Origin of the sequence: Rothia uropygioeca, from assembly GCF_004136585.1 — a bacterium.
Classification (GTDB): domain Bacteria; phylum Actinomycetota; class Actinomycetes; order Actinomycetales; family Micrococcaceae; genus Rothia.
The window spans coordinates 505014-519788 of record NZ_NOIR01000002.1 but is presented as its reverse complement, the minus strand read 5'-3'; the positions used below and the strand labels follow the sequence as shown (position 1 = coordinate 519788).

Below are 14775 nucleotides of genomic sequence, written 5' to 3'. Positions count from 1 at the left end.
CGTGGCCCTGCGGCACACCGTATCGGACGTCACCGAGGAACAGCTTCTCCGCCCGATGCTCGAGATCTTCGATGCTCATAACCTCGCGATGGTTCGCGATGGCGCGTCCCGTCTTCTGCTCGGACCCGGCGACGATTGCGCCATCTACGATCAGTCCCGCGGTCGTACCGTCGTCACCATCGACACGCAAACTCAGGGTCAGGACTATCTCATGTCGTATCCATGCGGATACGACGTCGGCGGCTTTGACCTCGGGTGGAAATCCGCCGCCCAGAATCTCGCGGACGTCGCCGCTATGGGGGCTGTGCCCACGGGGCTCGTGATCAGTCTGAGCCTCCCGCCACAAACTCCCCTCGAGATGGTCCGCCAGATGGCTCTCGGTTACTGTGCGGCCATCCGGAGGCTCGGCGCCTCGGGCTGCACCGTGGGTGGCGGCGACGTCGGGTCTGGCACGGAGCTCTCGGCCACCGTGGCGGCTTTCGGACTGGTCGGTCTAGGAACGGAAGAGGCTGTTGCGGGGCCGAACCTCGTCAGCACGGCTTTGCCTGCGGTATTGCGGTCGGGTGCTCGTCCGGGGGATCTGGTGGTTCTGGCTGGCACGGTAGGGCGTGCGGCCGCTGGGCTGGACGTCCTCCTGCACGAAAACGGCGAGCCTCCGCTTGCATTCACGGAGGAGGGGAGCGGGGATCTGCCGTGGGCTGCACCTGCGGATTCTCTCGCGGCCTTGGCAGCCTGCCAGTTGCGGCCTCTGCCGCCTCTGGCCCTCGCCCGTGAATTGTCCGCCGCTGGGGCCACGGCCATGATCGACGTTTCCGATGGACTCGTGATGGATGCCGACCGCATAGCCCGGGCTTCCGGTGTGGGGATCGAGGTGGACACGCAGGGCCTGGGAACTCTGTGCGCGCCGTTGCAGACGGCTGCTGACCTCGTCGGAAAGAACCCGCTGGATTGGGTTCTGGCTGGTGGAGAAGATCATGGAATTCTTGCCTGCCTCCCATCCACAGCTCGACTTCCGGATGGGGTGATTGCGATAGGCTCGTGTCGAGAATCAGACGATCGGGAGCCACAGGTCAGTGTGGACGGGAGGACCCGAGAAAACAGGGGATGGGATCATTTTGCAGCAAAGGACTGGATCTAGCGCCGTTTTTATGCGCCGTTGGCTGTCGGTAGCAGCAGATGCCCTCGATCAGCACCAGGATGAGCTCAATGCCCTCAACGTTTTCCCCGTAGCGGACGCGGATACCGGGACTAATATGGCGATTACCGTGCGCGCGGGTGCCCAAGCCGCCGAAATGGTAAACACGTCATTGGTTGGCGAACTCTTCGAGATTTGCGGACGCCATTGCCTCGAGGAAGCCAAAGGTAACTCCGGAACTCTCTTTGCCGTCGTGCTCGCAGGTTGTGCTGGGCCACTTCGGGACGAATCCCGGCTCACGGCTTTCGGCTTCGCGCGCGCGCTCGAGCACGCCCGTACTCGTGTTCTCGGCGCTCTCCACGACCCTGTCGAAGGAACGATCTTGTCTTTCGTCAACGACATCACCCGCGCCGCGGGAGCCTGGGAAGACGCCGACGACTCGAATAAGAACTTGTGCAATATGATCGAGCACTTGGTCGGGGTCGGACACAAATCCGTACGGAGGACCAGCACACAACTTGAGGTACTCCGGGACACCGGGCGGGTGGACGCAGGCGCCCTCGGAATGCTGATCATCGTGGACGTCCTGGCACATATCGTGCGCGGAGAAGAATTCCCTGGTGCTGACCAGCGGCCTTATGCGGAATTGTTGGTTCCCGACATAGCGGAGCCTGTCAGGAAAAGCGCTGCGGAGCCCACCACCGCGGATGGCGCGGAGATCGGTGAGGACGGTGTCGAGTTCATGTGCAGCGTCGAATTGGACGCACTTTCGGCGGCCCAGGTCCGTCACGAACTCTCGGAAGCCGGTGACTCGGTGATCATGTCCGCGGTATCGCAAACGACCACCGAGAAAATTCGGTGGAAAGTGCACGTACACGTACGAGAAGTATCGGACGCCATGTCGATTCTGAGCCCTTATGGGAAACCCGTCGACATCACGACCGAGTCTCTGTCTGCGAAGGAAAAATAGATCATGGGCGAAAAGCCCGAGCTTCCGGAAGAACGATCTCTTCGCTCGGTTCTGCATCCGAAAACAGCAGAAGCCATTGCTCGGCACCTGGAACTCGAAACCGTGGGCCAACTGCTGGAGTACTTTCCGCGACGCTATCTCCCGCGGGGTGAACTGACTCGATTCGCGGATCTGACGCTTGGTCAGGACGTTTCGATCATCTCTCGGATCTTGTCCGTGAGCACGCGGAGGCTACACACTCGACGAGGCTCGATTGCGGAAGTGACCGTGACCGATCAGCTCGCCCCGGAAGGAACGCAGGCGGGCCGCGTGGACGGCGGATTCGGTGGTCGCTTGGACGGGTTGGCCGCTTCCGGCATGGTTCCTTCGGACAGCCCAGCTCCGGGCAACGTCATGACCTTGTCCTTCTTCAATGCGTGGACGGCATCCAAAGACTTGGCCGTGGGGGACCACGTCATGTTCTCCGGGAAGGTCAACGAGTTCAGAGGACAACTGACCTTGACCAATCCGCACTACGCCGTTCTGACCGACACCGGCCAAGCAGGGGCTCCTGGGGATGAACCGGACCCATCGGTCGCACCATTGCCCGTTTATCCTGCCACCGCCAAATACACCACTGACAGGATTGCGGCGTCCGTCGCGGTGGTCTTGGACACAGTTGATTTGCGGCAGTGCACGGATCCTGTGCCCGAGGATCTCCGCACGCGGCACCGGCTCATGACCGCACCTCAAGCCTATGAGGCCATCCATCGGCCGCGTGACGAGGAAGAACCGCACAAGGCTCTGCGATATTTCAGGTATCGAGAGGCCCTGGTGCTCCAGACAGTTCTGGCGAGGAGGGCTGCCGTTCTCGACGCTCAACGCACCAGCCCGTACCCGGCGCGGCCAGGAGGCGTACGCGAGGTCTTCGACACGAACCTTCCTTTCAGGCTGACGGACGGGCAGCGTCGCGTCGGAGAGGAAATAGCCGCGGACATCTCCCGTGAGAGTCCGATGAACAGACTTCTTCAGGGAGACGTCGGATCGGGCAAGACTCTCGTTGCCCTGCGAGCCATGCTGCAGGTCGTTGACGCTGGGGGCCAATCCGCCATGTTGGCGCCGACCGAAGTATTGGCGACTCAGCATTTTCGCTCAATCCTTGACACCCTGGGCCCGCTCGCCGAGGACGTCGGCGTCGTGGTGCTCACGTCCTCCACGTCGGCGGGTGCGAAGAGACAAGCCTTGCTGGACATAGCCAGCGGCGCGGCTGGAATCGTGATCGGTACACACGCGCTTCTGGGGGACAACGTCTCGTTCGCTTCTCTGGGTCTGGTCGTCGTGGACGAGCAGCACCGGTTCGGGGTGCGGCAACGTCACTCGCTGGCCGGCAGCGATGGCGAACCGGTGCATCGGCTCGTCATGACGGCGACCCCAATCCCGCGTTCGGTCGCTATGACAGTCTTCGGCGACTTGGCCGTATCCGTCCTCGACGAACTTCCTGCCGGACGCCAAGAGGTTTCGACGCACGTTGTCTCACTTGCGGACCACCCGGCCTGGGAAGGTCGCTTGTGGCAACGGGCGAGGGAAGAGGTTGACGCAGGTCGTCAGGTATTCGTTGTGGTCCCTACGATCGGCGACGACGCTCCGACATCGGCGGCCACCGGCCGATATGATGCGCCGGATTCCCCCTTGCAGTCCGTAGAAGGCCTGAACCGAAAGCTGGCCTCCTTGCCTGCCCTGGCGGGAACTCGCCTGGCCACGCTCCACGGGCGTATGGACGGGGCAGAGAAGGCAGAGGTCATGAACCGCATGGCCGCTGGAAAAGTAGATATCTTGGTCGCAACCACCGTCATCGAGGTCGGAGTCGACATCCCCAATGCAAGCCTCATGATCATCATGGATGCGGACAGGCTCGGCATCTCGACCCTCCACCAATTGCGAGGGCGAATTGGCCGTGGAGGTCTTGAGGGGACGTGTTTGCTGGTTACAGAGCAAAATTCCGATGGACCCTCTATGCCGCGCTTGCAGGCCGTGGCCTCGACGCGCAACGGTTTCGAATTGTCCACTCTTGACCTGGAACAACGCAGAGAGGGCGACATCCTCGGAGACAGCCAGTCGGGCCACCGATCCGCTCTGAAAAATCTATCCGTGCTTCGTCACGCGAAGATCATCGAGCAGGCCCGTTCGGATGCGAGAGCTCTTGTGGAGCGGGACCCGGATCTGATCGAGGCCCCGGATCTGTTGCGCGCCGTACGGGAAGCCGGGGACCAAGCGAACACCGAATACTTGTATCGAGGGTAGTTCACACTTGAAAGTCGAACTCCGGGGCAAGGCACCCTGGTGACTCGACGAAGCGATGGAGGAATCACGCTATGAGCCGCATTATTGCCGGGGTGGCTGGCGGGAGCCGCTTGGCATCAGTCAAAGGGCAGAACACTCGTCCGACAACCGACCGTGTCAAAGAGGCCCTGTTCTCTCGTCTGGAAACTTACGACGTGGTGCGTGAAGCTCACGTTCTGGATATTTTCGCCGGCTCCGGTGCACTTGGGCTTGAGGCTGCGAGCCGCGGTGCCGCGGCCGTGACCCTCGTGGATCGCGACCGTGCCGCTCTCGAGGCCTGTACACACAACCGGCGGACACTCGAGAAATCTGGGGTACCCGCTCGTATCCAGGTCGTCAGCTCGTCGGCCGCCACATATCTGAAGCGAGGCGAAGGTCCCTGGGACCTGGTCTTTGTCGACCCTCCGTACGCCATGTCCGAGGCTGAACTCGCGACCTTGCTCGAGGTCATGGCTCCCGCACTGGCCGGCGATGCCGTCGTCGTCGTGGAACGTTCGACCCGAAGCCTCGAACCCGAGTGGGGGACAAGCCTCCGACGTTTCGGCCATCGAACGTATGGTGAGACTTCCCTGTGGTTCGCGGAACCGGAAGCTTAAGTATCACCGTGCGGTGAGCCACGGAGGCTACGAGCTCGTCACAAACCCGCAGTCCCCAATTTCTCCGCGGCTTCCCGGAGCACATCTGGTCGTTTGCAGAATGCGAAGCGCACCCAATTCGCGTACAAATGCCGGTTCTCCGGTGTGGCGAACGCCTGCAGAGGCACGACGGCGACCCCTGCGTTCCGAGGAAGAGCTTCAGCTATCTCGATGCCGTCCTTGCCCCATGACGCCGGTACATTCTCCGTCGAGGCCACGGCGAAGAAAGTCCCTTCCGGCCTGACTGGGTTGAACGCTCCGCCGGTCAATCCCTCGAGGAGCGTTTGTCTCTGATTCAGGTATTGGTCCTTCAACTCCGCGTAGAAATCTGTCTGACGCGCCCAGCGCATGGTTTGGGCCACAGCCCATTGCGCGGGAGCCGCGGCCGAGTGGGACAGGTACCCCTTGGTCACCCGGAGACCGCGGGTCAGCTCTGGCGGTGCGATGGCCCAGCCGACCCGCCATCCCGTAATAGAAAACGTCTTGGAAACGGAGGAAACACGAATCGTGCGGTCATGGCCTGTCTCGAGGGAAGCCGGGTCAACGGTCTCCCGATCGAATGCCAAATGTTCGTAAACCGAGTCTGTGAGGATGATGGCATCTTTTTCCGCGGCCAGTTCCGCTATCAGAGACATCGTCTCCGGATCGAATATCGTGCCCGTGGGATTGTGCGGGTCGTTGACGAGGACCATGCGCGTACGGTCCGTAAAGGCTGCGCGAAGCCGGTCGGCATCCGGGGCGAACGTCGGCGGAAGCAGAGGAACGGTCACGATCTCCGCGCCCGTCAATCCGGCGATAGCAGGGTAGAGGTCGTAGAACGGCTCGAAAAGAATGATTTCGTCGCCGGGAGAGAGGAAAGCGAGCATTGAAGCGGTCAACGCTTCGGTCGCACCGGCCGTAATGGTGATTTCTGATTCGGCATCGGGGCGACGCCGTCCGTGCAGCACTTCGTGCTGGGCCAGTTCCGCGCGTAGTTCCGGTGACCCTGCGATGGTGGAGTACTGGTTCTTGCCGGCGGCCACGGCACGATTCAGGGCCGCCGCGAGGACATCAGGCCCGTCGGTGTCGGGGAAGCCTTGGCCCAAGTTGATGGCGTCGTATGTGACCGCAAGTGCGCTCATTTCCTCGAAGATCGTCGAGGACAGACGACCATTCGGATCCAGCAGGCCCGCGGTTTCGGCGAGCCGTTTCCACGGAGGAGCTACAGCAGAGCGAGTGCCGCAAGAAGTCGATTCCGTACTGGTCAAGGGAGTCTGGTGAACACACATGCTTATATCGTAGGCAGGATCACATATTTCATCCGACACGGCGTCGTGATCGATGACAGGTTGGCGTGGGATGTCCGCTCTGACGGCTCCTGATACTTTGGTGGCATGAGTCTTGCCGTTTGCCCGGGTTCATTCGACCCCATTCACAACGGACACGTCGAAGTCATCACGCGCGCCACCAAAATCTTTTCTGGCGGAGTGATCGTTGCCGTGTCCAATAATCCTGCCAAGAAATACCGATTCAGCCTCGAGGAACGCCTCGATATGGTCGGTGAAGTTTTCGGGTGGCTCGACGGGGTCACGGTCGAACCGATGTCCGATGGTCTTCTCGCGGATTTCGCTCGGACGAAAGGCGCGACGGCCATCGTCAAGGGGCTGCGTGACTCCAAGGATTTCGAATACGAAGCCCCCATGGCCACCATGAACCGCAATATCAGCGGCGTCGAGACGGTATTCCTCGCGGCAGACCCCAAAAACGGTCACCTGTCCTCGTCGATCATCAAAGAAGTTTCATCCTTCGACGGAGACATTCGCAGTTTCGTGCCGCGATCGGTCGCGCGACGCCTGGATGAATAGCCTCTCCACACCTTCGGACACCCGCGATCCTACTGGCTTATGATGTTAAGCACAGGAGGAAGCTGCACGGTGATTGAGGCTTGTGGGGTCGGGCAGTCCTGAGTAGGCTGGACAGTCGGTCATCACGTCGGATTCAGGAGTTCATCATCAAGCATGACAATTCATCGTCCCTGAGGTTTACGGTCAGGGACCTGGCCAAGCGCCCCGGGACCATGGATACTCTCGATGAGACCGTGGCCGCGCCCAAAGACCTCGGGAATGCTCTCATCGGAGCGCCCGAAGGTTCGGACATCATGCTCAACCTCCGCCTCGAATCGGTGCATGATGGTATCTTGGTTAGTGGTGTTGCCTCCGTGGAAGTTCATGGAGAGTGCAGCCGGTGCCTGGATCCCATCGATTATCCGGTTTCGGCTGACATTCAAGAGCTGTATGTTTTTGAACCTGCACCTGAAGGCCCGTCGCAAGACGAAGCAGACGAGCAGTACCGCGTCGAGGACGATTCGATCGATCTCGAGCCGGTTCTGCGGGATGCGGTCATAACGCAACTGCCGTTCCAGCCCGTGTGTCGAGAAGATTGTCAGGGACTGTGCTCCGAATGCGGAGTGCGCCTGGACGAAAATCCCGATCATCACCACGAGGTTCTGGATCCTCGCTGGTCGGCCCTAACCGGGCTGCTCGGTGCGGAGACCGCAAACGAGACAACCGAGACGAGAGAAGAGAGATAGCCGTGGCTGTTCCCAAGCGGAAAATGTCCCGTGCCAATACGCGCGCACGTCGCTCCCAGTGGAAGGCAACCGCGCCTCAGCTGGTCAAGACCGTTGAAAACGGCAAGGTGACGTACAGCCTTCCCCACCAGGCGAAGGTCGTTACCGATTCCGCCGGCACCCCGCTGTACCTCGAGTACAAGGGCCGCAAGGTGGCTGACGTCTAAGACGTCCTTATGACTACCGTGAAAAACGGAGAGCTCCTGAAGCGTCTCGGTGTCAACATAGACGCCGAGACGCTTCAGCTTGCGCTCACTCATCGATCATTTGCTTACGAGAACGGGCCGCTGCCGCACAATGAACGGCTCGAATTCCTGGGCGATTCCGTACTCGGCCTGGCGGTGACCACCGAGCTGTACAACCGTTTTCCGGACCTTTCGGAAGGCGAATTGGCCAAGCGACGCGCCGCCGTCGTGTCCGAACGCTCCCTTGCCGCGATCGCACGGTCCCTCGACCTGGGGCCCCATATCCGACTCGGGCGGGGTGAATTGCTGACCCACGGTGACGACAAGGACTCGATTCTGGCCGACACGATGGAAGCTCTCTTCGGAGCGACCTTCATTTCATGCGGTGACGAATGCGCCCGGGATCTCGTCCTGCGTTTGACGGGGTCTCTGCTCGATGACGCGTTCGTCCTTGGAGCCGGGCGCGATTGGAAGACGGAGATCCAGGAATTGGCTGCCGAACTCGATCTGGGTGACATCCAGTACGTCGTGACCGGTACTGGGCCGGACCACGCCCGAGTCTTCGAAGCTCAATTGGAAATCAGCGACAAGGTGTACGGGGTGGGCACCGGGTCCGCAAAGAAACATGCGGAGAGGGCCGCGGCCGAGGCCGCTTACCGTTACCTTACGTCCCAAGAAGACGCGCCGACGACTCTGCTCCGCGCGGACGCATCGGAAAGTGCCTGAACTTCCCGAAGTCGAGGTCGTACGGTCCGGGCTTGCCCGGCACCTCCTCGGTGCGCGAATCGAAGCGGTAGAGGTACTCGACGCACGCTCCCTGCGTCGCCACACCGGGCCCGTCGACACCTTTTCCTCCTCACTGGTCGGCGGAACAATCCGCGACGTCTGCCGACGCGGCAAATACATGTGGTTAAGGCTGACGCGCGGAACGGAAAGCCGGGAGCACGAGGATCCGGTCTGCGACCCCAGGGCCGTGGTCGTTCACCTCGGAATGAGCGGACAAACGCTCCTCAAACCATCGATGGCTCCGCCCGAACGTCATCTGCGAATACGCTGGACGCTCAGGGGAGCCGACGGTGAGCTACTCGAACTGAGGTTCGTGGATCAGCGCATTTTCGGCGGTATGTACCTCGACCCGGTCGTGAACGTGACCGATGAGTCCGGTGCCCCCGTTCCCGCCGCTTCGACCAGCGTTCTCGGGCTCCCCGAGATCCCCTCGACCGTGGCCCACATCGGCCGAGACCCTCTGGACCCCCACTTCAACGAGGCATCGTTTCGGCGGCGCCTGAGAGCGACATCCAGCGGCATCAAACGCGTGCTGCTCGACCAGAACACGATTTCAGGGATCGGCAATATCTATGCGGACGAGGCGCTGTGGCGGGCCAGGATTCACTATGCGAAACCGGCACGATCCCTGACAAAATCCCAGGCCCAGGAATTGCTCAGCGCGTGCACGGTCGTCATGACCGAGGCGCTGGCCGAAGGCGGAACCAGCTTCGACGCGTTGTACGTCAACGTCAACGGCGAGTCGGGCTACTTCGAACGGGGTCTCAACGTGTACGGACGCGAGGGCAAACCTTGCCGACGGTGCGCGACCGAAGGGAGTGACACCCTGATAATCCGCGAGGCGTTCATGAACCGATCGTCCTACCGGTGCCCCACGTGCCAGCGGACCCCTCGAGGCTTCACCAGGGCGTGACAAGCCGCCGACCCGCCCGAAGCTCAGACGAGCGGGCGCAAAGACGCCGTGTTCTCGCTATTACGGGGACGGTAATACCGACGCAGGCATTCCATGCCCTCGTCGATGGAGACTTCAGGCCGCCAGTCGAGTAACTCGTGGGTTTCGCGCTGGTCGAACCAGTGTGAGGTTGACAGCTGCTCCGCCAGGAAACGAGTCATGGGAGGTTCGTCGTGACCGGGGCGCTTCTGCCAAATTTTCTCCACGACTCCGCCGGCGAATTTGGCCAGGGACGCTGGCACCGTGCGATGGGGCGGTTGAACACCTGCAGCCTCGCACATCATGGTCATGAGTTCACCGACAGTCCTCGGCTCGCCGTTGCTCACGACCAAGGGCTTGCCGTGAACCGACTTGAGTCGTTTGAAATCGCGGACAATAGCCTCAGCGGCGTTGTCGACGTAGGTCGAATCGATCAGGGCCGCACCTGCGTCCAGAAGGGGGATGCCGCCGCGGGCGGCCCGTTCGATGACACGCTCCACGAGCTGCGTATCCCCGGGGCCCCAAACGAGGTGAGGGCGGACCACGCCGACGAGGAAGTCCTCGGCATCGTAGTCAAGGGCAAGCTTCTCAGCGTAAGCCTTGGATCGAGCGTAATTGCCGCGGGCATTCTCCGGATCGGCCGGTTCGTTGGCCTGGCCCATGAAGGCCGAGCCTGCGTGGGAGACCGAAGGGGAGGAAATATAGACGAATTTGTGGATCCCCGCCGAGCGTGCTGCTTCCAGGAGAAGGCGTGTGCCCGTCACATTGGTCTCGACATATTCCTCCCAAGGGCCTGTTACCGAGACCTTGGCGGCGAGGTGAATCACGGCGTCGGCACCGTCCAAGGCACGGGCGACGTGGTCCGCGTTGGTGATGGACCCGCGGTGCTGGTCGAACCTCGTGAGGCCCTTTTCCTGCAGGGATTCACGTACGGCCGCCGCATCCCGGCGCTGAAAACACCGGACGGTGTAACCGCGTTCGATGAGCTTGATGGCCACGCGTGAGCCCAGTAGTCCGCTTGCGCCCGTGACGACGACGGTTCGTTCCTTGGAAGCCCGCAACGAGCTGTCCGGCAGAATGTCCCGACGGTATCGCGGGTTGGGCGCGTTCCAGCGTGCATTCTGGTTCATGGTTTCCTCACTTTTCCCCCGGAGAGCACCGAAGATGCCCACGTGGCCAAGCGTGGCCGGTCGATCTTGGAGTTATGTCGAATATCCGTCGGATGTTCGCGAACCTGCAGGACAGCGGCGACACGAACGCCGGTAGCGGACTCCACTGAGGCTCGGACCGCGCGTGCCAATGCACGGGGAGCCGGGCCGTCCTTGACCGCCCGAGATCCTCCCCGCGCCGCCGTGGATTCTCTCTCGACCACGACCACCGGAACCTGAGCCCCCCACGGCCCGACTCCGACGACGGCGGCGCGACGCACGCCGGAAATCTTTTCGGCCGCCGTCTCTCCCGCAACCGGCGTCAAGAGTCCTTCCTCCGTTGACAGAAGGTGAGTGAGACGCCCTTCGACCCAGAGGCGCCCGCTCGCGTCGAAATGCCCGACGTCGCCGGTCCGGTGCCAGCCGGGAATGGTGTCCGACGCCCGTTCGGTCCACCACAAGCGATCGTAGTGGTCTTTGGCGTGGGGAGCCGCGGCAATGATTTCGCCGGTAACGTTCTGAACGTGTGTGGGTTCGCCGGTCGCGTTGCCCTGTTCATCGAGTGGAACGACTTGTACGCGTGCGCCGTATACCGGGGTCCCGACGCAAACACCGGATCCCGCGCCTTCGACGCCATCTTCCGGATCCGAGTCCTTCTCGGCCTCGCGAATCTGGTCCAAGTTGATATCAGTCAGCGGCAGGCATTCGGTCATGCCGTACGGGGTATGCAGCTTGGCATTGGGGCAGATTTCCGCCATGGACTCGAGCAGCGGCATCGTAATCGGCGCCCCGGCCGAGAGCAGGCGGCCCACTCGCCGCATGGCCTCGCGCTCGTCCTCGCTCATGTCCTCCCGCGTCTCCACGACGTTCATGAGTGCAGCGGGGCTCGCGAAAACCACGGTGGCTTCGATCGCTTCGACCGCCTGAGCCAGAGCCTTGGCCGTCAACGTCTTGGGCTGGGTCACATCCATATCGGGCGTGACAGATGTTGCGCCCAGGGCAGGTCCGAGGAGTGCGAACGGAGCAAAGCCGGCAACGAGGCCTGCCCCTTCGGAGAGACTGTACGTGTTCTGGATGGCGTCTCGCATCGACGACAGCTGCCGGTGGGTATAGGCGACGCCCTTGGCCGGTCCGGTCGAGCCCGACGTGTAGAGAATTGCCGCAACGTTGTCCGGCTGGGGTGCATTCCACGGCGTCGTGGGCTGAGGCTCACGGACAAAGTGAGAATCGATACCCGCCTCGGCGCCGAGCAGCCTGAGGGTTGATGAATGAGCCGTCCCTGCCAGAACGCGGCGACCGGGCCACCCAGCGGCCTTGGCCGCAAGCATCGCCTGGGGGATGCCCACCAGGAACTCCGGGGAAGCACCGCGCAACGCGCGGGTTAGCCCCTTCATCCCGAGGCCGGTGTCCGCGACGACGATGACTGCACCGATTTTCAGGCACGCGTAGATCAGCGTCGTGAGCCGGGAGCCAGGCGGAACCATGAGGTTGACGCGGGTTCCGGCTTGAACCCCGAGGTCCCGGAGCACTTCCGCCGTGTGGTCGACCTTCTCGGCGAGTTCACGCCAGGACAATTGCCTTCGTATCGTTGCCAACGGAGCCGTGGCGTGTTTGCCCGTGGCTTTGGGTCTCGCTCCATGGTTGACGGGACCCATGTCCACGACGGCAGGAGAGTCGTCGGCGCGCCTTTCGTCCAACTCGGAAATCATGGGCCTGTAGTCCAGGACCAGGGGAGAGGACTTGCGGTCCTTCTCTCGGACGACCCGATGGCGTTCGACCACTTTGGGGGACCCCAGCAAGGCTTCGTCGAGCCAAGTGAACAGGACGGAAGCAATGTCCTCGTCCTCCGCGACCAGGTGACCGGCTTTGTCGAAGCGATGCAATGTTGCCTCGGGGTTCCGGGAAAGGATGTCGTCCAGGTAGCGCTGTTTGAACACGGGATCGGCGGGACCCCACAGCACAAGGCAAGGAAGGTCGTCATCGGCTACGGCACGGGCGATTCGTTGCATCTCCGGGTAGGCGCGATGTTGCGGGTCCAACGGAATGTCCGCGACAAAGTTTCGAATACCGTTGCGGTCCTTGGTCGACTGATACGGGGACCGGTACGCCTTCTTGGTCTCTGGATCCCATTCGCCGCGGTGCAGTGAGAGAGTCACGTCCAAGAAAGCGGTTGTGGACTGGGTGCCCCGGCTGTGTACGGCCGGATGCAGTGCGAGGCGCAGTGCGCCGGGGATCTTTTCGCCCTCTGCGTGGTAGAGGGCCGTGTTGGTGAAAATCCGGCCCCGATGCAGCTCCGGATGCTCGACACCCCAGCCTTGGGAAATAAGGCCGCCCCAATCGTGGCTCAGCGTCACGACACCTTCGGGACCTGGGTTCTCGTCGATGCCCAAGGCCTGGGTGAAGTCGCCCAGGTCCCGTATCCGGTCTTGAAGACTTCGTTCCGTCCCGGTCCTCTCCGAGTAGCCCATGTCCAGGTGGTCGATCGCGACAACACGCCACGGGCGACTGCCGGCGTCGGAGCCGGCCGCGACGACGTCGCGCCAAAGATAGGACCAGGTCGGATTCCCGTGGACGCAGAGCACCGTGCCTACAGGTTCGAGGCCGGCCCGTTCGAGTTCGGGAGCGTTGTCGAGGAAGTGCCAGGTCCGGTACGTTCCCGGATCCACGGCAGCGCTCGACTTGACACGCAACGTCCTGCTCGCGTGCCTGGCCACTCCGGGCCAGCGCTTCAAAGGGATCGGCCCGGGCTGTGGCGTGGGGCGAGATGTCCGATTCGCGGCGGCCATGAGTACCTCTTCTGTGCGTTGGCGGTTGCTACCAGGCGATTTCCATGAGGGCGGTGTTCAATCCGGACCCGACGCCCATGCAGAGGACGCGTTGGCCAGGCTTCAAACGTTCGGCCTCGAGGGCCAGGGTCATCGGCAGTGCTGCTGCCGCTACATTGCCCCAGTAGGGGAACGTCACAGGGATGCGGTCACGATCGATACCGACGGCGTCAATGATGGCGTTCGTATGGGACGTCGAGATCTGGTGGGTGATGTAGGAATCCATGTCGTTCCAGTCCCAGCCGTCTTCGTGGGCGCGGTCCCAGGCATCGGTCACGAGCTCCAGACCGTATTTGAGAAGCCCTGTGGCGTCCGTGCTCATGCCTTGTCCGGCCTCGCCGCCTATGCACAAGTCCTTGTGCTCGGTACCTGCGCGCGAGATGGACCCAAGGATCTGGTGTCCTTCCGGGTGACGGTCCGCCCGTCCTACAACGGCAGCCGCGGCACCCGAACCGAGGGTCAGGGTCGCGAACTGAGCCAAAACGTCGTCGCGCGTCGAATCGGCACGATTGAGCATATTCAGGGCCGTCTCGTGCCACGGCGAAGGGTCCTCACCGCACACAATCAACGCGTATTCTATGGCTCCTGCGTCGATCATCGAGGAGGCAACGGTGAGACCGTTGACGAAGCCGAGGCACGCGTTGGTCATGTCGAAATTCAGCGCATGCCGGGGGAGACCGATCTCGTGGTGAATTCCGACAGCCACGGCCGGCTCGAAATTGTCGCGAGTCACCGAAGTATTGACGAAGAGACCGATTTGTTCCGGTTTGATTCCGGCCTCTTCCAGGGCTGCGCGTCCGGCTTGTGCCGCGCCGTGTTCGAACGAGCTGTCTGCCGACCACGAACGGCGTTCGCTGATGCCTGCAAGGCGTTCGAGGAGACCCTTGGGCATTTTGAGGCGTTTGTACGTTCCTGCCAGCTGCTCGTCGAAATATGAGGAGGGCAGAACCTCTTCGGCCTCCACCTTGGTCACTGAAAGAAGTGCTGAATTACGGTGGTGGATAGACGAGTTAGCGGTCAATTAAACGAGCCTTTATCCGGAAGTGAACGGGTCTGATTCGAGAACTACGTGAGTGGCACTCGAGGTACTACTCTACAACCAGCTTTGCGGATGACTGGCGATTTCACCCTTGACATAAATCTCCTCCGTCTGTTTGGACCCTCGGCGCCATTCCAGCGGCAGCCCTGAATCTCGCGATAGAGTGGGCGGTCGTGGCCGGGATATGCGGTCGG

The 14775-nt window shown here is 61.9% G+C and carries 13 protein-coding genes; 9 read left to right on the top strand and 4 right to left on the bottom strand.

Annotated elements, in window-relative coordinates; translation table 11 throughout:
• Window position 1 precedes the first annotated feature (1 nt).
• From EWR20_RS06640 to rsmD, 4 genes are all read left to right on the top strand, one after another.
• Window positions 2–1138, top strand: coding sequence for a thiamine-phosphate kinase (locus EWR20_RS06640; RefSeq protein WP_129359826.1), 1137 nt, complete (start codon window positions 2–4; stop codon window positions 1136–1138).
• A gap of 10 nt (window positions 1139–1148) precedes the next feature.
• On the top strand, window positions 1149–2105 hold the full coding sequence (locus EWR20_RS06635) for a DAK2 domain-containing protein (RefSeq protein WP_129359825.1): 957 nt from the start codon (window positions 1149–1151) through the stop codon (window positions 2103–2105).
• 3 nt (window positions 2106–2108) lie between these two features.
• Window positions 2109–4385: an ATP-dependent DNA helicase RecG gene (locus EWR20_RS06630; protein WP_129359824.1), complete on the top strand. Its 2277-nt coding sequence runs from the start codon at window positions 2109–2111 to the stop codon at window positions 4383–4385.
• Between the two features lie 71 nt (window positions 4386–4456).
• Window positions 4457–5020: a 16S rRNA (guanine(966)-N(2))-methyltransferase RsmD gene (gene rsmD / locus EWR20_RS06625; protein ID WP_129359823.1), complete on the top strand. Its 564-nt coding sequence runs from the start codon at window positions 4457–4459 to the stop codon at window positions 5018–5020.
• A 38-nt stretch (window positions 5021–5058) separates the two neighbouring features.
• Here rsmD and EWR20_RS06620 read toward each other — a convergent pair whose 3' ends face one another.
• Window positions 5059–6306 (bottom strand): aminotransferase class I/II-fold pyridoxal phosphate-dependent enzyme, encoded by a 1248-nt coding sequence (locus tag EWR20_RS06620; RefSeq protein ID WP_238147620.1) that lies wholly within the window; start codon window positions 6304–6306, stop codon window positions 5059–5061.
• Window positions 6307–6432: 126 nt separating this feature from the next.
• On the opposite strand from EWR20_RS06620, the gene coaD reads away from it, so the two are divergent.
• From coaD to mutM, 5 genes are all read left to right on the top strand, one after another.
• Complete coding sequence (coaD, locus tag EWR20_RS06615) at window positions 6433–6903, top strand: pantetheine-phosphate adenylyltransferase (RefSeq protein WP_129359821.1); 471 nt, start codon at window positions 6433–6435, stop codon at window positions 6901–6903.
• Window positions 6904–7115: 212 nt separating this feature from the next.
• Window positions 7116–7628: a YceD family protein gene (locus EWR20_RS06610; protein WP_129359820.1), complete on the top strand. Its 513-nt coding sequence runs from the start codon at window positions 7116–7118 to the stop codon at window positions 7626–7628.
• Between the two features lie 2 nt (window positions 7629–7630).
• Window positions 7631–7834, top strand: a complete 204-nt coding sequence (rpmF, locus tag EWR20_RS06605; RefSeq protein ID WP_129359819.1) for a 50S ribosomal protein L32 — start codon at window positions 7631–7633, stop codon at window positions 7832–7834.
• A 9-nt stretch (window positions 7835–7843) separates the two neighbouring features.
• Window positions 7844–8578 carry a ribonuclease III gene (gene rnc, locus EWR20_RS06600; RefSeq protein ID WP_129359818.1) on the top strand — a complete coding sequence of 245 codons (735 nt, stop codon included), beginning with the start codon at window positions 7844–7846 and terminating at the stop codon, window positions 8576–8578.
• Window positions 8571–9551 carry a bifunctional DNA-formamidopyrimidine glycosylase/DNA-(apurinic or apyrimidinic site) lyase gene (gene mutM, locus EWR20_RS06595; protein WP_129359817.1) on the top strand — a complete coding sequence of 327 codons (981 nt, stop codon included), beginning with the start codon at window positions 8571–8573 and terminating at the stop codon, window positions 9549–9551. The genes rnc and mutM overlap by 8 nt, the downstream gene beginning before the upstream one ends.
• A gap of 23 nt (window positions 9552–9574) precedes the next feature.
• Here the strand turns inward: mutM and EWR20_RS06590 are convergent, their stop codons facing one another.
• The 3 genes from EWR20_RS06590 to EWR20_RS06580 are packed head-to-tail and all read right to left on the bottom strand — an operon-like array spanning window position 9575 to window position 14563.
• Entirely contained in the window at window positions 9575–10699 is a 1125-nt protein-coding gene (locus EWR20_RS06590) for an NAD-dependent epimerase/dehydratase family protein (RefSeq protein ID WP_129359816.1), read from the bottom strand.
• On the bottom strand, window positions 10696–13503 hold the full coding sequence (locus EWR20_RS06585) for an alpha/beta fold hydrolase (RefSeq protein WP_129359815.1): 2808 nt from the start codon (window positions 13501–13503) through the stop codon (window positions 10696–10698). The genes EWR20_RS06590 and EWR20_RS06585 overlap by 4 nt, the downstream gene beginning before the upstream one ends.
• Before the next feature lie 28 nt (window positions 13504–13531).
• A complete protein-coding gene (locus EWR20_RS06580; RefSeq protein WP_129359814.1) occupies window positions 13532–14563 on the bottom strand; it encodes a 3-oxoacyl-ACP synthase III in 1032 nt (343 codons plus the stop codon).
• Window positions 14564–14775 lie beyond the last annotated feature (212 nt).

Excerpts from the sequence above, each read along its gene's own strand:
- EWR20_RS06635 (WP_129359825.1), top strand. The coding sequence starts at position 1,149 with ATGCGCCGTTGGCTGTCGGTAGCAGCAGATGCCCTCGATCAGCACCAG.
- EWR20_RS06630 (WP_129359824.1), top strand. The coding sequence starts at position 2,109 with ATGGGCGAAAAGCCCGAGCTTCCGGAAGAACGATCTCTTCGCTCGGTT.
- rsmD (WP_129359823.1), top strand. The coding sequence starts at position 4,457 with ATGAGCCGCATTATTGCCGGGGTGGCTGGCGGGAGCCGCTTGGCATCA.
- coaD (WP_129359821.1), top strand. The coding sequence starts at position 6,433 with ATGAGTCTTGCCGTTTGCCCGGGTTCATTCGACCCCATTCACAACGGA.
- EWR20_RS06610 (WP_129359820.1), top strand. The coding sequence starts at position 7,116 with ATGGATACTCTCGATGAGACCGTGGCCGCGCCCAAAGACCTCGGGAAT.
- rnc (WP_129359818.1), top strand. The coding sequence starts at position 7,844 with ATGACTACCGTGAAAAACGGAGAGCTCCTGAAGCGTCTCGGTGTCAAC.
- EWR20_RS06590 (WP_129359816.1), bottom strand. The coding sequence starts at position 10,699 with ATGAACCAGAATGCACGCTGGAACGCGCCCAACCCGCGATACCGTCGG.
- EWR20_RS06585 (WP_129359815.1), bottom strand. The coding sequence starts at position 13,503 with ATGGCCGCCGCGAATCGGACATCTCGCCCCACGCCACAGCCCGGGCCG.